Here is a 17,343-nt window from a genome sequence, read left to right as displayed (position 1 = left end):
CCAATCCGATGAAGAGATGAAGAGATGAAGAGTCAAGGGGCTCAGAAGAAGGTCGAGATGTTCTTGGCCAGCAGGATGTTCTGGTCGAGCAGGATCGTGCGGCGGGCGACCAGAAGACGGCCCTCGCCGGTACGGCGCAGGAGGTCGGTGCGGGAGCCGGCGAAGACGTTCTCCTCGCGCTCCAGCCGGTTGCGGTAGACCAGGAACGCCGAGCGGACCCACAGATCGTCCTCGGTGAACCCGTCGTGCTCCGCGGGGTCGGCGTGGCGCACCATCACGTTGGTCACCAGGTGCCGGGTCCTCGACGGCGGGTCCTCGGCCCAGGCCATGCCGGAGTCGAAACGGCGGATGCGCCAGGCGAGGCTCTCCTTGGTCTCGTCGTAGAAGGCGGCCTCGCCCCGCGCGGCCACGGACAGGGCCTGCTGGCGGCGCAGCCGGTTGGTGCGGGTGGGCATCCAGTAGTCGAGGTCGTCGGCGAGGAGGTCGAGCCAGTCGGCGTAGCGGCCGTCGTCGAGGAGGGCGGCCTCCTCGTAGTAGAACTGCTCGACCTCGAAGTGCGTGTCCCGGTCCGCGCGCGTCCCTGCGCGTGTGTGGATCTGCTCGGTGCTCGTGCTCACGGTGTCATTCGATCCCTTCTCCGAGACGAAGCGGTACGGGCCGTTCCGCTGGGCGGCACATCAGCCGCGCAGGAGGGCGCGGAGGCTGACGCCGGGGTCGGCCAGCCGGGCGGGGTCGGCCGGGACGCGGCGGTCGATCATGCGGCGCGCGGCACGTACGGCGGACGGGTCGTCGACGGCCGCCGCCGCGATCACGAACCCGTCCCGCAGGCCGAAGAGCGAGAAGGCGGGGTCGTCGAGGGAGCCACGGAGGACGGTTTCGGTGGCCTCGTGCAGGTGGCCGACGGCCTCGACGTGGTGTCCGTGGCGGTCGGTCCAGAACCAGGGCGCGGTGGGCTCCGGCGGCGCGGCGCCGAGGAGGGTGGCCGCCGCCCGGGCGCCGTCGTGCTGGGCGGCCTCCCAGTGTTCGGTGCGCGGCAGCAGTACACCGTCCTGCCGGGTGCGTGCCGGGTCACCGACCGCGAGCACCGCCGGGTTGGAGGTGACCTGGGAGGGGTCGACGACGATGCCGCGGTCCACCTCGAGGCCCGCTTCCCGGGCGAGATCGGTGTGCGGGACCATGCCGACGCCGAGCACGACCGCGTCGTAGAGCTGCGGTCCGGGGACGCCCGTGAACCTGGCCTCGATACCGCCGTGGCGGTCCGTGAAGGACTCCACGGCCGACTGGGCGGTCGTGACGCGGTTGCGGGCGTGCAACTCGTGGAGCCATACGGCAAGTTCGGGGCCGAGTACGGCGGTCAGGGGCGCGGCGACCGGGTCGACGAGGGTGACCTCGCAGCCGAGGCGTACGGCGGTGGAGGCGACCTCCGCGCCGATCAGTCCGGCGCCGACGACCAGGAGCCGCGCGCCGGGCGCGAGGGCCGGACGCAGCCGGTCGGCGTCCTCGGCCGTGCGCAGTACGTGGACGCGGGAGCTGTCGATGCCCGGGACCGGTGGGCGGGCGGCGGCGCCTCCAGTGGCGAGGACGACGCGGTCGGCGGGCAGTCGCCGCCCGCCCACGAGTTCGACGGTGCCTTCCGCGGGCCGCAGTGCGGCCACCGAGATCCCGGTGACCAGACGGACGCGCTGGTCGTCGTACCAGTGCGCGGGCTGGAGGGCGATCTGCTTGATGTCCTTGGCGCCGGACAGGAAGTCCTTGGACAGCGGCGGGCGGTCGTAGGGGAACTCGCCCGCGTCGACGAGGGTGATGTCGCCGTCGAAGCCGCCCTTGCGCAGGGCGGCGGCCGTGCTGACGCCGGCGATGCCGCCGCCCACGATCACGACGGGGCCGGTCACGACGGAGCCGGTCACGACAGTGCCGTCCACGACAGTGCCGTCCACGACAGGGCCGGTCATGGCGTCTGCCCCGGGAAGAGATAGACCTCGCCGTCGCGGACCTCGACGCGGTGCGGGCAGGTGTCGCGGGTCGCGGGCAGGCCCTGGACCTCGCCGTTCTTGAGGCAGAACTTGCTGGAGTGCAGGGGGCACTCGACGTGTCCGTCCTCCACCCAGCCGTCGGCGAGGGAGGCGGTCTCGTGGGTGCAGGTGTCGTCGAGCGCCCACACGGTGCCGTCGGTGTCCCGCAGCAGGGCGATGTTGTCGGCCGTGCCGGTGACCGCCTTGTCGACGGCGATGCCCTCGCCCTCGGGGATGTCGTCCAGGGACGCGACGCGAATACCGTTGCTCATGGGGTGTGCTCCTCGTGCCAGGCGGGGGTGTTCATCAGTTCGCGCCAGCGCCCGTAGAAGGCCCGGCCGGCGGCGTCGCTGTACAGCTCGCTGGTCCTCCCGGGGTGACGGCCGTCCTCACGTTCGGAGCCCATGCCCATCTGGTAGTTGAGGGCGACGCCGTTGGTGATGAAGCCGTGCGAGATGGCCTGCACCTCGCTCCAGTTCTCGCCGTCGTCCTGCTCGAAGATGCCGCTGGGCCCGAAGGTCCGCAGGTTGTACAGGCGTTGGGCTTCCCGTACCTCCTCGGGCATGGACTTGTCGACGATCGTCCAGGCCCACACCTCCATGCGGTCAGGGCCCTTGGGGTGCCAGATCCGGATGGAGCCGTTGACCGGCAGATAGGAGAAGTTGGGGAAGACGGTCGCGTGGCCGTTCGTGAGCGGGCCCTCGACCCGGGCGTCGCCGAGGCGTGCGCGCAGGGCGTCGTAGTCCGTCCACTTGTGCACGGTCTGGGCGTCGAACCGGTTCTTGGGGTGCACGGGGAAGCCTGCCCCGTGGCCGTTGGCGTCGGAGTACTGGCGGCCGGTGCGGTGCACGACCTCGTCCTTGGGCTTCCTGCCGGTGGGCGAGAGCAGCATGAGCGCCGAGGCGTGGCTCATGTTGACGTGGTACCAGTCGGTGGCGAACTGCTCGGCAGCCAGCTTCCAGTTGCCGTCCAGCACCCACTTGTGGACCCCGCCGACCACGACCGTGCCCCCGTCGTCGTGGTCCAGCATCGCGTCCATGTACCAGGCCATGTCACCCAGCGACTCGCGCAGCGGCAGCGGATCGGGATTCCAGGTGCCGAAGACCAGCCCGTGGTAGCTCTCCACGTGCGGGACCTCGACCAGGCCCCACTGCCCCTCGTCGAAGGAGTCCGGGTAGCCGTCCTTGTTGGGCACGCTGACCAGCGAGCCGTCCAGGTTGTACGACCAGCCGTGGTACGTACAGGTGAAGTTGCGGGTGGTTCCGAAGTCGGCGCGACAGACGCGGGCGCCACGGTGTCGGCAGGAGTTGAGGTAGGCGCGGATCCGGCGGTCCCGGTCGAGGGTGACGATGACCGGGTCCTCGCCCATGTACGTGGTGAAGAAGTCACCCGGCTTGTGGAACTGGTCGGTGTGCGCGAGGAACAGCCAGCTCGGCGCGAACACGCGGCGCAGCTCCTGCCGGTACAACTGCTCGTCCGTGAAGATCACTCGGTCCAGCAGCCCGCCCTCACTGTCGACGAGCCCGGAGACGTCGAGGGTGCGCGCCAGGCCTGCCGGGCGCCGCAGGCTTCCGCGCGGCGTCGCCGTCGCCGCGCCCTGGGAGTCGATCGTGGAGGTCATGCCCTGAAGGCAACCGCAGTGCGGCGGGTGTTTCCACGAGTCGTTCCGCACGGCGGAACGCTCGCTGTCGGCAGACCGTGACGGCGGGAGAGCGTGGCCGCATGCTTGCTGCCACCGCCGTATCCCAGAGCGCGGCCGACCCACTGTCCGGGCTGGTCGTGGGGGACGTACCCGAGCCCGAGCCCCGGCCCGGCTGGTCGATCGTCCGCGTCGTCGCGTCGTCGCTCAACATGCACGACCTGTGGACCTTGCGCGGCGTCGGCCACCCGCCCGAGCGGCTGCCCGTCGTCCTCGGCTGCGACGCCGCCGGCTACGACGAGAACGGCGACGAGGTCCTCGTCCACCCCGTCATCGCCGACACCGACGCCGGCCTGGGCGACGAGACACTCGACCCCGGCCGCGCTCTCCTGTCCGAGCAGCACAACGGCTCCTTCGCCGAGTACCTGACCGTCCCCACCCGCAATCTGATCCCCAAGCCGTCCTGGCTCTCCTTCGACGAGGCCGCCTGTCTGCCCGTCGCCTGGGGCACCGCCTATCGCATGCTGTTCACCCAGGCACGGATCACCGCCGGTGACCGGGTGCTCGTCCAGGGCGCGGGCGGCGGCGTCGCCTCCGCCGCGATCAAACTGGCGGTCGCCGCGGGTGCCGTCGTCTACGCCACCAGCCGCAGTGCGGAGAAGCGGGCGGAGGCCGAGGGCTGGGGGGCGCGGCGGGCGGTGCCGACCGGCGAACGGCTGCCCGAACGGGTGGACGTGGTCGTCGAGACGGTCGGCGAGGCCACCTGGTCGCACTCGATGAAGGCCCTGCAGCCCGGCGGCACGATCGTGATCGCCGGAGCGACCAGCGGCACCAACCCGCCCGCCGACCTCGCCCGGATCTTCTACCTGCAACAGCGCGTCCTCGGCTCGACCGGCTGCACCCGCGGCGAGCTGGTGTCGCTGCTGAAGCTTATGGACGCCACCGGCCTGCGTCCGGTGATCGACCGAACCCTCCCGCTGGAGGAGATCCACAAGGGCTTCCAGCTCATGATGGACGGGCGGCTCACCGGAAAGCTCGTCATCCACCCGCCCGCCCCGGAAGAAGGAGGACGGCGATGACCGCCGCCGCAGTGGGCCTGTCCCACTCTCCCCTCATCGGCAAGAACGACCCGGCGCCCGAGGTGCTCGCCGCCGTGAACGAGGCCGTCGAGACCGCACGTGCCTTCGTCCGCGCCTTCGACCCGGACCTGGTCGTGCTGTACGCCCCGGACCACTACAACGGCTTCTTCTACAAGGAGATGCCTCCCTTCTGCCTGGCCACGGACGCGAAGGCGGTCGGCGACTTCGGCTCCACCGCCGGACCCGTCTCGGTCGACACCGACGCCGCCCGCGCACTTGCCCGCGGGGTCCTCGACCGCGGTATCGACCTGACCGTCTCGGCCCGTATGACCGTCGACCACGGCTTCGTCCAGCCGCTGGAGGTCCTCTTCGGCGGCATCGACAAGATCCCCGTCGTACCGGTCTTCGTCAACGGCGTCGCCACCCCGCTGGGCCCGGTCAGCCGTATCCGCGCCCTGGGCACCGCCCTCGGCGAGGCCGCCGCCGGACTCGACCGGCGCGTGCTCTTCCTCGGCTCCGGCGGCCTCTCGCACGACCCGCCCGTACCGGTCCTCGACGGCGCACCGCCCCGGGTGGCCGACGCGCTCATCGAAGGACACCCGCCGACGCCGGAGCAGCGGGCCAGGGGCGAGCAGCGGGTCGTCCAGGCGGGCCGCGACTACGCGGCCGGATCGACGGCGATGATCCCGATCAACCCGGCCTGGGACAACCTCGTCCTCGACACCCTGGCAAGCGGCCGTCTCACCGAGGTCGACGCCTGGAGCGTGGAGTGGATGGGAGCGGAGGGCGGCGGCTCCGCGCACGAGGTGCGCACCTGGATCGCGGCCTTCGCCTCGCTGGCCGCCACCGGCCCGTACCGCATGACCTCCCGTTTCTACACGCCGATCCCCGAGTGGATCGCCGGATTCGCCGTCGCCACCGCAGAGCAGCAAGAGCAGGAGCAGAACCGATGACCGACCTCGAGCAAGCCGTCACCCAGGCGGCGGACCGCCTCCTGGCCGCCGCCGACAAGAGGCAGCCGTGCGCACCGGTCCGTGACCTCCTGGGCAGCACGGACGTCGCCGCCGCCTACGCGGTACAGCGCAGGCTCACCGAACACCGGCTCGCCGCCGGAGCCGTCGTCACCGGCCGCAAGATCGGCCTCACCTCACCCGCCGTGCAGAAGCAACTCGGCGTCGACCAGCCGGATTTCGGCGTCCTCTTCGCCGACATGGACGTCTCCGCCCTCACCGGGGTACCGGCGACACGGCTGCTGCAGCCGAAGGCCGAGGCGGAGATCGCCTTCGTCCTCGCCGGCGACCTCGACGGCGACGACCTCGACCTGGCAGCCGTCCGCGCGGCCGTCGCGTACGCCTCGCCCGCCCTGGAGATCGTCGACAGCCGTATCGCCGACTGGGACATCACCCTCACCGACACCGTCGCGGACAACGCCTCCAGCGGCGTGTACGTCCTCGGTGAATCCCGCGTCCCGCTCAAGGAGTTCGAGCCGCGCGAGGCGACCATGCGGATGTACGCCGACGACGTCCTCGTCTCCGAGGGCAACGGCGCCGCCTGTCTCGGCGACCCCCTCAACGCCTTGCTGTGGCTGGCCCGCACCGCGCGCGAGTACGGCGACCCCCTCCGCGCCGGCCAGGTCGTCCTCTCCGGGGCACTGGGCCCCATGGTCGGCGTCGCCGCGGGCGTCACCGTCCGCGCGGAGATCTCCGGCCTCGGCACGGTAAGCGCCACCTTCACCGACAAGGAGCCGTCGTGACGAGGACGAAGGTGGCCGTGATCGGCTCCGGCAACATCGGAACCGACCTCATGATCAAGGTCCTGCGGCTCTCCGAGACTCTGGAGATGGCGGCGCTGGTCGGCATCGACCCGGACTCCGACGGCCTCGCCCGCGCCCGGCGCCTCAAAGTCCCCACCACCCACGAGGGCGTCGACGGGCTCATCGCCGTGGAGGGCTTCGAGGACATCGACATCGTCTTCGACGCCACCTCCGCGAAGGCCCACCTGGCCAACGCCGACCGGCTGAGGCCGTACGGCAAGCGCCTCATCGACCTCACCCCGGCCGCGATCGGACCGTTCGTCGTCCCCCCGGTCAACCTCGACGCCCACTTGGACGCCGACAACATCAACATGGTCACCTGCGGCGGCCAGGCCACCATCCCGATCGTCCACGCCGTCGCCCGGGTAACCCCCGTCCCGTACGCGGAGATTGTCGCCTCCATCGCCTCGAAGTCCGCGGGTCCCGGCACCCGAGCCAATATCGACGAGTTCACCGAGACCACCTCGGCCGCCATCGAGGCCGTCGGCGGGGCAGCGCGCGGCAAGGCGATCATCGTCCTCAATCCGGCGGAGCCGCCGCTCATCATGCGCGACACCGTCTTCTGCCTCATCGGCGACGCCGACCACGACGCGATCCGCGCCTCGGTCACGGACATGGCGGCGGAGGTCGCCAAGTACGTCCCGGGCTACCGGCTCAAGCAGGACGTCCAGTTCACGCCCGTACCGGCGGACGAACCCGTGCACACCCTGCTGCCGCCCGGCACACCGAGGCCGACCACCAAGGTCTCCGTCTTCCTGGAAGTGGAGGGCGCGGCCCACTACCTGCCCGCCTACGCCGGCAACCTCGACATCATGACCTCGGCCGCCCTGCGCACCGCCGAGCGCATCGCCCAGCACGCACAGCAGGGGGCAACGGCATGACCACCAGCACCACCAGCCTGTACGTCCAGGACGTCACCCTGCGGGACGGCATGCATGCCGTACGGCACCGCATCACGCCCGCCGACGTGGCCAGGATCGTCACCGCGCTGGACGCGGCCGGCGTCGACGCCATCGAGGTGGCCCACGGCGACGGCCTGGCGGGCGGCTCGGTGAACTACGGCCCCGGCAGCAACACCGACTGGGAGTGGATCGAGGCCGCCGCCTCTGTCCTCGAACGCGCCACCCTCACCACCCTGTTGCTGCCCGGCATCGGCACCATCGCCGAGCTGAAGCACGCCCACTCCCTCGGCGTACGGTCCATCCGCATCGCCACCCACTGCACGGAGGCCGACGTCTCCGCCCAGCACATCTCCACGGCCCGCGAACTCGGCATGGACGTCTCCGGGTTCCTCATGCTCAGCCACATGGCCCCGGCAGCCCAACTGGCCGAACAGGCAAAGCTGATGGAGTCCTACGGCGCCCACTGCGTGTACGTCACCGATTCCGGCGGCCGGCTCACCATGAACGACGTCCGCGAACGCGTCCGCGCCTACCGGGACGTACTGGACCCGGAGACCCAGATCGGCATCCACGCCCACCAGAACCTCTCCCTGGCCGTGGCCAACTCGGTCGTCGCCGTCGAGGAGGGGGTCACCAGAGTGGATGCCTCCCTCGCCGGGCACGGAGCGGGCGCGGGCAACTGCCCGATCGAGCCGTTCGTCGCGGTGGCCACCCTCCAGGGCTGGAAGCACGGCTGCGACCTGTTCGCCCTCCAGGACGCCGCAGATGATCTCGTACGACCGCTGCAGGACCGCCCGGTCCAGGTCGACCGCGAGACCCTCACCCTCGGCTACGCCGGCGTCTACTCCAGCTTCCTGCGGCACGCCGAGGCGGCCTCCCGGCAGTACGGCGTGGACGTCCGTGGCATCCTGCTGGAGGTGGGCCGGCGGCGACTGGTCGGCGGGCAGGAGGACATGATCACCGACATCGCGCTGGACCTGCTGGAGCAGGCGCCCGCCGCATCCTGAGCCGAGCGGGCCGCAGGCGACGCGGGTGCGGATCGGTGGCGCGTCAGCGCCCCGAAAGGGGCGCGGGGAACTGCGCGACCAGCCCCCACCGACCTTCACCTGCGACCCGCGGCGTGCGTCAGCAGCCGTGACGCGCCCAGCCCTGCGACGCGGCGGCGGCGACCTGACGGACCTGGGCGCTCAGCCGCCGCGTGTCGATCCGGCCCTGCCGGCCGGCGACGGACAGGGCGGCCACCGCCCGCCCGCCGCGGCTGAGCACGGGAGCGGCGACACAGGCCAGGCCCGGCTGGTATTCCTCGTCGTCCAGAGCCACCCCTGTACGGCGAATGCCGTCCAGTTCCGCGGACAGCTCGTCGGGGTCGGTGATCGTGCGGTCGGTGAACCGCCGCAGCGGCTTGCTCATGGCCTGTTCCGCCGCGTGGAAGTCGTAGGCGAGCAGTACCTTGCCGACGGCCGTCGCATGGGCCGGGAGCAGCCCGCCGATCCGGGACGGAACCGGCACGGACCGATGGCCGTAGAGCTTGGCGAGATAGGCCACATGGGTGTCGTGGAGCACCGCGAGGTGCACCGTCTCCCGGGTCAGCTCGTACAGGTCGGTCAGAAAGGGCAGCATCGCGTCACGGACGCGCTCGGCCTCCGGCCCGTGCACGGCCTGTCCCAGGCGGTGCAGACGTTCGCCGAGCCGGTATCCCGTGCCGTGGCGCTCCACGACGCCGTTGCGCTCCAGCATCCCCAGCACCCGGTACGCCGTCGTCTTGCTCATCTCCGCCCGCCGGGCGAGTTCGCTGACGCCGGCCCCGGCGGCTGACCGGTCGCCGAGAGCAAGGAGAAGGCTGACGGCCTTGTCGATGGCGGCCCGATCGTCGCGGGCCGGGCCGGCAAGCGTCGTCGACACAGTGGTTCACCTCGTCCCAGAGGGCGGCGTCACTTTTAGTGAACCGTCCGGCAATCTTTACGTGACAATGATGCGAACCTGCTGAGCGTTCGTCAATAATGACGAGATGCACATTAAAAGTGACACCTCGCTGCTCCGGGAGAACGAACTCGTGGCGCGAAACGTGCGGCGCTACCGGCTGGAGAGGGCCATGTCCCTCGGCGAGCTCGCCCGCCGGTCCGGCCTGTCGAAGCAGACACTGTCCAAGATCGAACAGAGCTCGGGAAACCCGACGGTGGAAACCCTGGCCCTGCTCGGCGCGGCACTGGACGTGCCCGCGCGCCGCCTGCTGACCGAGTGGGGCACACCGGTCTACGTGCAGCGTCACGACGAGAGCGAGTGGTCCACCGAGGCGGGCTGGAGCGAGCGTCTCCTGGACGAGACCTACGGCTCGGGTTACGTCCGGGCCCTCGTCCTGCGCCTGGAGCGCGGCGGCACGACTCCCGAGACCGTCGCACCGCACGCCGCGGGCACCCTGCACCACGTCTATGTGATCACCGGGAAGCTGCGCACCGGCCCCCTCAACGAACCGGTGGACCTGGCGGCCGGGGACTTCGTCCGCTTCCCCGGAGACGTCCCGCACCGCCATGTCTGCCTCAGCGAGCGGGTCGTCGTCCACATGGTGACCACCGTCCCCCAGATCCGCCAGTTCGGCCCCACCGTCACCAAGGGCGTCGCGACAGCGCCCCGCGAGAACGGCTGACGCCGCGACGAAGAGGCGGTCACGCGACCGCAACCGTGACCGCGACCGCCGCTCCCGCTCCCGCAAGGAAGCGGCGGGCAAGGGCCTGTGAAGCAGGAATCCGCGGTGGCGCCGGCATGGGGGTCCCCCGGCTCGGGCGAAGCCGAGGGGTGGGGGAGGCGCGGACCGAAATCGTCCGCGGTCGTCACGCAGGCGAGGGCGTCAAGTGGTCTCGCGCTGGATGAGGGCGAGGATGTCACCAGCGGCGTGCCCCCTCGGCGCCGCCGGAGCCGGAGCCCCGACCGCCGTGAGGATGCCGGCGGTGAGGTTGCCGGCCGCGGTGGTGAGGTCCATCCCGATGGTGGTGAGGGCTGGTACGGCGAGTGAGCTGACGGGGAGGTCGTCGACGCCGATGAGCGCCAGGTCGTTGGGGATGTCGATGTGCTGGGTGCGGCAGCTCGCCAGGACGGCGAGGGCGATCAGATCGTTGAAGGCGGCGACCGCGGTGACCGGGGTGGAGCCCTGCGTCCACTCCGCGACGGCGTCCCGGGCGCTGGCCCGCGAGTAGCGCATGGTGACCACGTGCGGCGCGGGCAGGCCCAGATCACGGCAGGCCTGGGTGGCTCCTTCCAGGCGGGGCAGGCAGAAGGGGCGTTCCCTGGGGTCGTCCAGCGCGGCGTAGCCGATGTGCGTGTGTCCGAGTGCCGCGAGGTGCTCGATCTGCAGCCGTCCGATGTTCTCCTGGTTCAGCCCGGTCAGTCCGCTGCCGTCCGGGGTGAACACGCCGTCGAGCAGGGGGATTTCCGCCCGTTGCAGCGACTGCGCGTCGGCGGCCGACAGGCTGCCGAACGCGACCACCACCGCCGGCTGGACGTGCTGCCACAGCTCGGCCAGCGGCGTGGCCGTCCCGTCGTGGTGCAGGAACACACAGGTGTACCCGGCCTCGCCCAGCGACCGGCCGAGGGCCAGTTTGAACTGCTCCATGGCCTCCGCGACGGGGAAGTCCGGCACCACGCAGAGCACGACGTTGCTGCGGCCCTTGCGCAACGCACGGCCGGCGCCCGACGGTACGTAGCCGAGCCGGTTCGCCGTCTCCAGTACGCGGCGGCGGGTCTCGGCGGAGAGGCCGTGCTCGTCCTTGCCGTTCAGCACGAAGCTCACGGTGGTCTGGGAGACGCCGGCCTCTCGTGCCACGTCCTTGCTGGTGACCCTCGGCAATGTCCCTCCCCGAACCCCTTGCCACGCTTTCAGACGCAGGCTACGGTACGGCCATTCGCGAGTCTAATACGTATTAGACCGCAGCATTGGTCGCCGCAATGGCCTGCAAGGGGATGGACGCCCCGCACCGGATTTGCCCGAGCCGCCACTTCAACCGATCACCCGCCGCTGATCCGGCCCGGTGACCACGGCGCTTCCGCCTCACACCGCTTTTTTTGACCCACCCGAGCCCTGCCGCTCACGCGACGGACAGGGCCCTGACGCGCCGGACAGGGCCCTGACGCGCCGGACGCGGTCACCCCCGCCCGCGCCCCGACCGCCAGGTCCGGCGGACACCACGTCCAGTGGACCGGCCGACGACACCCGCAGCCCTCGCAGAAGGGGCGACGCGTGCTCACACGCGACTCGCGGCCCAGCCGAGACTTTCCTCAGGAGAACACGCATGAACCGCACATCACTGATCGCGCTGGCCGCTGTAGCGGCGCTGGCGCTCGGCACGACAGCATGCGGCGCCGGTAGCGGCGGGGGCGGAGCCGCGCGCACCGGCGCGAACGAGCTGCGCATCGGTCTCTCGTTCGGGCCGTTCACCCTCGACCCGGCCAAGGACGGCGGCGGCGCGCCCAACGTGCTGCGTTCGCTGACCAACCAGTCCCTGTTCCACATGAACGCCGACTACACCGCCAGCCCGGCCCTGGTGAGCGACTACAAGTACGTCGGCACCGGGAACAAGGTCTTCGAGTTCACCCTCAAGAAGGGGATCCGCTTCACCGACGGAAGCCCGCTGAACGCGGCGGCGGTCAAGACCTGGCTGGAGTACTTCGCGAAGCAGCCGGGACCATACGTCACCTCGCTCGCGATCGGCTCCGTCGAGACCGAGGGCGAGTACACGGTCCGGCTCAATCTCGCCTCGCCGTCCCCGATCGTGCCCCTGCTGCTGTCCCAGTACGGAAACCGGGGCGCCCTCTCGAGCCCCAAGTCCGTCGCCGACCCCGCGAGCCTGGCGAAGGGCACGTACGGCGTCGGCCCCTACGTCCTGGACGCCGCCCAGTCGGTGGTCGGCGACCACTACACCCTCGTACCCAGCAAGTACTACTACGACCCGTCGGCCGTCCGCTTCAAGAAGGTGACCGTCCGGATCATCTCCAACGCCTCCGCGATGCTGCGCGCGTTCCAGGCCAAGCAGATCGACTTCGGCACCCTCGACCCGTCCACCGCGCCCGCGGCGGAGAAGGCGGGTGTGAAGGTGATGCACTGGCGCAGCGGCACCGTCGCGGTGACGCTCGCCGACCGCAACGGGACAGCCACCAAGCCGCTCGGCGACGTCCGGGTCCGACAGGCGCTGAACTACGCCGTCGACCGTGAGTCGATCACCAAGGCGCTGGTCGGCAAGTACGGCCGGCCCACTTCGCAGTACCAGACCGACCACACCGACCCGGCCCTGGACAACCGCTACCCCTACGACCCGGCGACGGCGAAGGCGCTGCTCGCCAAGGCCGGCTACCCGAACGGGTTCAGTATGACTGTCGTCGACCCGGGGCCCCTCGTCGGCAACTGGGGCGACCCGACGATGCAGGCGGTCGCGAAGTACTGGGAGAAGATCGGCGTCCACGTCAAGGTCACCCCGGCGACCACCGACTTCGTCCAGCAGGCCCTCTCGAAGAAGTTCGCCGCGTTCGAGTGGACACCGGACACCTCCCCGACGGCCCTCGCGTACTCGACCCTGTACGGCCCCAAGGCCTCGCTGAACCCCTTCGGTGCCTCGAACGCCGAGATCGACGCGCTCTACCGCCAAGGCCAGACAGAGCAGGGTGACCAGGCGGCGAAGACGTTCAGAGAGCTCAACAGCACGGTCACCGAGCAGGCCCTCAACGTACCGATCTACGAGTACCACATCCCGTGGGGCATGAACGAGCACATCACAGGGGTCAAGACGGGCTCCTGGGTGGTCTTCGGTGCCGACCTCGGCTGGAAGGGCTGACGATGGCCGACACCTCGGTCGACGCGGTGGGAGCGCCGCTCGCGCGCTCCCCCCGCGGGCGAACCATCCGCAGACGCGGTACCGGAGGCGGCAGGCTGACCCCGCTGCTGGCCCGCCGTCTGGTGACGGCGATCCCCTTGCTGCTGGTCGTATCGAGCTTCAACTTCCTGCTGCTGTCACTCACCCCGGGAGACGCCGCCCGCCAGATCCTGGGGACGAACGGCACACGGGAACAGTACGAAGCGCTGCGCCGGCAACTCGGGCTCGATCTCCCGGTGTACGAGCAGTACTGGAACTGGCTGACCCACGCGGTCTCGGGGGACTTCGGCAGTTCGATCACCAACGGCTCCCCGGTCCTGGAATCGATCACCAGCCGAGTGCCGGTCACCATGTCGCTCATCGGCGGCTCTCTGCTGGTGAGCGTCGTGGCCGGCGTCAGCCTCGGCGTGTTCAGTGCCGTCCGCGGGGGAGTGGTCGGCAGGGCGGTCGACGCGCTCGCCCTCCTCAGCTGGGCGCTGCCCGTCTTCTGGGTCGGCTCCGTGCTCGTCGTCGTCTTCGCCATCAAACTCGAGTGGTTCCCCGCGCTCGGGTACGTGCCGTTCACGGAATCGCCCGAGGACTGGGCCCGTTCGCTGGTGCTGCCGGTGACCGCGCTGTCCCTCGGCTCGGTGGCCGCCGTACTGAAGCAGACCCGCGAATCCATGCTCGACGTGCTGGGCAGCGAGTACATCAGGATGGCCGCCGCCAACGGGGTCTCCCGATCCTCACTGATCTACCGGCATGCCCTCAAGAACGCCGCCATCCCGGTCGTCACCGTCCTGGGCATCCAGACCGTCGGCCTGCTGGGCGGAGCCGTTCTCATCGAGAACCTCTTCTCCGTGCCGGGACTTGGTTCGCTCGTGGTCGGTTCGGCCCTGGCCCATGACATCCCGACGGTCCAGGCGGTCGCGGTGGTCTTCACCGTGGTGGTCATCGTCGTCAATATGTCGGTCGATGTCGCCTACGGGCTGCTCAACCCGAGAGTGAGCGCAGCATGACTGTGACCAAGACCGTCACCGAGACGGTGGCCGATGCCGAACCGACGGCAGCACCCTCGGCGAACCCCGGCTTCGTGCGCCGTCTGCTGCGACGGCCGTTGGCCGTCGTGTGCCTGGCGTACCTGGCGGTCCTCGTCGTCATCGCCGTCGGCGCCCCGATGCTGTTGCCGCACGTCGGCACCGAACGGGCCGGCGATCTCGGAACCGTCCTGCAGGGCCCGAGCGGCGCACACCCCCTGGGGGTCGACAGCCTGGGGCGTGACGTTCTCGAGCGTCTACTGGTGGGTACCCGGGTCACGTTGGTCGGCGTCGTCGAGGCGATGGCGGTCGTCCTGGCGTTGGGCATCCCCATCGGGCTGGTGGCCGGATACGTCGGCGGGAAGACCGACCGGACGATCATCTGGCTGGCCGATCTCGTGCTGTCGCTGCCGGCCGTCATCCTGGTCATCGTCGTGCTGTCGGTCTTCCCGCAGAGCGTGGCGGCCGCGATGGCGACGCTCGGTGTCCTGGCGGCACCGGGTCTCGTGCGCGTCGTACGGGCCGCGACCCTGCCGGTGCGCGAACAGCTGTACGTCGCCGCCGCCCGGGTGTCCGGCATGTCGCGGACCTACATCGTCACCCGGCATGTGCTGCCACGGGTCATGGGTCCCATCATCGTGCAGGCGTCCCTGCTGGCGGCGACCGCCTTGCTGGTGCAGACCGGGCTGGCCTTCCTGGGCCTCATCGCCGCGCCTCCGGAGCCCAGTTGGGGAGGCATGGTCGCGGACGGAGTCTCCGCCCTCTTCCAGCAGCCCTGGCTGATCTGGCCGCCCGGCCTGGCGATCGCCCTGACCGTGCTGGCCTTCGGACTGCTGGGCGACGCGGTCAGGGACGCGAGCACCGAGGGCTGGTCCCCGAAGTCCGCCCTGCCGACGGGCGGCAAGCCCCGCAACACCCCCACGCGAGCTGCCACGGCCACTGCCCCTGCCGCTGTCGTACCTGCGGGCACGAGCGACAGCCTGCTCTCGGTCCGCGACCTCACGGTGTCCTATGCCTCGCCCACCGGCCCCATCCGCGCGGTCGACGGAGTGACCTTCGACATCGCCCGTGGCGAGACGGTCGGAGTCGTCGGGGAGTCGGGTTGCGGGAAGACCACGACAGCCCTCGCCGTCATCGCGCTCCTCGGCGGCGGCGGACGGATCGACTCCGGACACGTCCTCTTCGACGGCCACGACCTCGCGGCCCTGTCGGAGTCCGAACTCCAGGCCGTCCGCGGCACGGAGATCGGTTACGTCTCCCAGGAACCGATGGTCGCGCTCGATCCCGCCTTCCGGATCGGCTGGCAACTCGCCGAAGCCGTCCGGACCAACACCGGAATGAGCCGCGCGCAGGCCAGGAAGCGCGCCGTCGAACTGCTGGAACAGGTGCAGCTCCCCGAGCCCCATGTCGTGGCCCGCAGCTACCCGCACGAGCTGTCCGGCGGCATGGCCCAGCGCGTCGTTGTCGCCCGTGCCCTCGCAGGCGAACCGAAGCTCCTGATCGCCGACGAGCCGACCACCGCCCTCGACGTCACCATCCAGGTGGAGATCCTCGATCTCCTGCGCACGCTTCAGCGCGACCGGGGCATGGCGATCATGCTCGTCACTCATGACCTGGGTGTGGTCGCCGACATGTGCGACCGGGTCGTGGTGATGTACGCCGGCCAGATCGCCGAACGCGCCGATGTAAAAGACCTGTTCGGCAACCCGCACCACCCCTACACCCGCGCACTCCTCGCCTCGAACCCGCACAACCAGCACGGCTCGGCGGTACTGCCCACCATCCCGGGCGCGGTCCCCATGCCGGGCTCGTGGCCGCAGGGCTGCCACTTCCGGCCCAGATGCGCGCACGCCACCGAGCAATGCGGCAGCGGCGAGATCCCCCTCCTGCAGATCGGCACCTCCCACGAGGCCCGCTGCCTCCACGCCCACCAGATGGAAGGTGTGTGACGTCGTGAACGACGAGACGAACCTCCTCGAAGTCCGCGATCTGTCGGTGCACTTCCGCCGCGGCCACGGCTCGCCCCCCATGCGGGCGGTCGACCGGGTGAGCTTCTCGGTGGCCGAACGGGAGACGCTGGGCGTCGTGGGCGAATCGGGCTCCGGCAAGACCACCATCGGCCGGGCCGTGCTCGGCCTGGTGCCGCCGACCGACGGCCGGATCGAGTTCGCGGGCGAGGACATCACCCGAGCCGACCACAAACGCCGCCGCGCCCTCAGCCGCGACCTGCAGGTCATCTTCCAGGACCCGTACAGCTCCCTGAACCCGACCCGGACCATCGCCCAGACGCTCGGCGAGTCGCTGCGGGCGGAGAAACTGGCCCCGGACGAGGTCCGTCACCGGGTCGTCGCCATGCTCGAGCGCGTCGGCCTGCCCGCGAGCGCCGCGGACCGTCACCCGTCGAGCTTCTCCGGCGGCCAGCGGCAACGCATCGCCATCGCCCGTGCCCTCGTCGCTCACCCGAGGCTGGTGATCTGCGACGAACCGGTCAGCGCACTGGACCTCTCAGTCCAGGCCCAAGTGCTCAACCTGCTCCGGGAGTTGCAGGACGAGTTCGCCCTCGGCTACCTGTTCGTGGCCCATGACCTGGACGTCGTACGGCACCTCTCGCACCGCATCATGGTCCTGTACCGCGGCCAGATCATGGAGCAGGGCCCCGCCGACACGGTCTACGCCACCCCGGCGCACCCCTACACCAGGACCCTGCTCGAAGCAGCGCCCGTCCCGGACCCGGTGCGCCAGGCCGAACGCCGCCTGCGCCGCGTGCGCACGGGCGACAACACCGGCCCCGTCTCCACCTCCGGATGCCCCTTCGCCACCCGCTGCCCACACGCCGTCCCGCTGTGCCACGCCGAACGGCCACCCCTCGAACAGACCTCGGCGGGCACGACCGTGGCCTGCCACCGCTGGCAGGAACTCACCACCGCGCCGACGGGTGACCCCGGACGGGCGCTCGACGTCGCAACCGGCCGGCCCTAGACCTGCCGTCAGATCGCCGCCTGCGTCGCGAATTCGACGGCAGAC

General features: G+C 70.7%; 16 protein-coding genes. 10 read left to right on the top strand and 6 right to left on the bottom strand.

What is annotated here, in order from left to right:
- Window positions 1-41 precede the first annotated feature (41 nt).
- From ABZ855_RS18225 to ABZ855_RS18210, 4 genes are read right to left on the bottom strand one after another with little or no spacing between them, the layout of a single operon-like run.
- A complete protein-coding gene (locus ABZ855_RS18225; RefSeq protein ID WP_360807900.1) occupies window positions 42-617 on the bottom strand; it encodes a 3-phenylpropionate/cinnamic acid dioxygenase subunit beta in 576 nt (191 codons plus the stop codon).
- 60 nt (window positions 618-677) lie between these two features.
- Window positions 678-1,952, bottom strand: a complete 1,275-nt coding sequence (locus tag ABZ855_RS18220; RefSeq protein WP_360807898.1) for an FAD-dependent oxidoreductase — start codon at window positions 1,950-1,952, stop codon at window positions 678-680.
- Window positions 1,949-2,284: a non-heme iron oxygenase ferredoxin subunit gene (locus ABZ855_RS18215; protein WP_360807896.1), complete on the bottom strand. Its 336-nt coding sequence runs from the start codon at window positions 2,282-2,284 to the stop codon at window positions 1,949-1,951. The genes ABZ855_RS18220 and ABZ855_RS18215 overlap by 4 nt, the downstream gene beginning before the upstream one ends.
- Entirely contained in the window at window positions 2,281-3,633 is a 1,353-nt protein-coding gene (locus ABZ855_RS18210; RefSeq protein ID WP_360807894.1) for an SRPBCC family protein, read from the bottom strand. Before ABZ855_RS18210 ends, ABZ855_RS18215 begins: the two co-directional genes overlap by 4 nt.
- A gap of 101 nt (window positions 3,634-3,734) precedes the next feature.
- On the opposite strand from ABZ855_RS18210, the gene ABZ855_RS18205 reads away from it, so the two are divergent.
- The 5 genes from ABZ855_RS18205 to dmpG are packed head-to-tail and all read left to right on the top strand — an operon-like array spanning window position 3,735 to window position 8,452.
- Window positions 3,735-4,730: a zinc-binding dehydrogenase gene (locus ABZ855_RS18205; protein WP_360807892.1), complete on the top strand. Its 996-nt coding sequence runs from the start codon at window positions 3,735-3,737 to the stop codon at window positions 4,728-4,730.
- Window positions 4,727-5,683 carry a 3-carboxyethylcatechol 2,3-dioxygenase gene (locus ABZ855_RS18200; RefSeq protein ID WP_360807890.1) on the top strand — a complete coding sequence of 319 codons (957 nt, stop codon included), beginning with the start codon at window positions 4,727-4,729 and terminating at the stop codon, window positions 5,681-5,683. Before ABZ855_RS18205 ends, ABZ855_RS18200 begins: the two co-directional genes overlap by 4 nt.
- Window positions 5,680-6,483 (top strand): fumarylacetoacetate hydrolase family protein, encoded by an 804-nt coding sequence (locus tag ABZ855_RS18195; protein WP_360807888.1) that lies wholly within the window; start codon window positions 5,680-5,682, stop codon window positions 6,481-6,483. Before ABZ855_RS18200 ends, ABZ855_RS18195 begins: the two co-directional genes overlap by 4 nt.
- Complete coding sequence (locus tag ABZ855_RS18190; protein WP_360807886.1) at window positions 6,480-7,424, top strand: acetaldehyde dehydrogenase (acetylating); 945 nt, start codon at window positions 6,480-6,482, stop codon at window positions 7,422-7,424. The genes ABZ855_RS18195 and ABZ855_RS18190 overlap by 4 nt, the downstream gene beginning before the upstream one ends.
- Window positions 7,421-8,452 carry a 4-hydroxy-2-oxovalerate aldolase gene (dmpG, locus tag ABZ855_RS18185; RefSeq protein ID WP_360807884.1) on the top strand — a complete coding sequence of 344 codons (1,032 nt, stop codon included), beginning with the start codon at window positions 7,421-7,423 and terminating at the stop codon, window positions 8,450-8,452. Before ABZ855_RS18190 ends, dmpG begins: the two co-directional genes overlap by 4 nt.
- A gap of 118 nt (window positions 8,453-8,570) precedes the next feature.
- Here dmpG and ABZ855_RS18180 read toward each other — a convergent pair whose 3' ends face one another.
- Window positions 8,571-9,347, bottom strand: coding sequence for an IclR family transcriptional regulator (locus ABZ855_RS18180; protein ID WP_360807881.1), 777 nt, complete (start codon window positions 9,345-9,347; stop codon window positions 8,571-8,573).
- Between the two features lie 106 nt (window positions 9,348-9,453).
- Here ABZ855_RS18180 and ABZ855_RS18175 point away from each other — a divergent pair, with 106 nt between their 5' ends.
- Window positions 9,454-10,089, top strand: a complete 636-nt coding sequence (locus ABZ855_RS18175; RefSeq protein ID WP_360807879.1) for an XRE family transcriptional regulator — start codon at window positions 9,454-9,456, stop codon at window positions 10,087-10,089.
- Window positions 10,090-10,290: 201 nt separating this feature from the next.
- On the opposite strand, the gene ABZ855_RS18170 is transcribed toward ABZ855_RS18175, so the two are convergent.
- On the bottom strand, window positions 10,291-11,286 hold the full coding sequence (locus ABZ855_RS18170) for a LacI family DNA-binding transcriptional regulator (protein WP_360807877.1): 996 nt from the start codon (window positions 11,284-11,286) through the stop codon (window positions 10,291-10,293).
- Window positions 11,287-11,728: 442 nt separating this feature from the next.
- Between ABZ855_RS18170 and ABZ855_RS18165 the strand changes: the two genes are divergently transcribed.
- Genes ABZ855_RS18165 through ABZ855_RS18150 form a run of 4 tightly spaced genes read left to right on the top strand, consistent with a single transcriptional unit; the run spans window position 11,729 to window position 17,298 of the window.
- Entirely contained in the window at window positions 11,729-13,264 is a 1,536-nt protein-coding gene (locus ABZ855_RS18165; protein ID WP_360807875.1) for an ABC transporter substrate-binding protein, read from the top strand.
- 2 nt (window positions 13,265-13,266) lie between these two features.
- Entirely contained in the window at window positions 13,267-14,301 is a 1,035-nt protein-coding gene (locus tag ABZ855_RS18160) for an ABC transporter permease (protein WP_360807873.1), read from the top strand.
- On the top strand, window positions 14,298-16,268 hold the full coding sequence (locus ABZ855_RS18155) for a dipeptide/oligopeptide/nickel ABC transporter permease/ATP-binding protein (protein WP_360807871.1): 1,971 nt from the start codon (window positions 14,298-14,300) through the stop codon (window positions 16,266-16,268). The genes ABZ855_RS18160 and ABZ855_RS18155 overlap by 4 nt, the downstream gene beginning before the upstream one ends.
- Before the next feature lie 4 nt (window positions 16,269-16,272).
- Window positions 16,273-17,298, top strand: coding sequence for an oligopeptide/dipeptide ABC transporter ATP-binding protein (locus ABZ855_RS18150; protein ID WP_360807869.1), 1,026 nt, complete (start codon window positions 16,273-16,275; stop codon window positions 17,296-17,298).
- Window positions 17,299-17,343 lie beyond the last annotated feature (45 nt).

Source organism: Streptomyces sp. NPDC047042 (assembly GCF_040644035.1).
In the GTDB taxonomy this organism is placed as follows: Bacteria; Actinomycetota; Actinomycetes; order Streptomycetales; family Streptomycetaceae; genus Streptomyces.
This window is presented reverse-complemented; position numbering and strand designations above follow the sequence as displayed.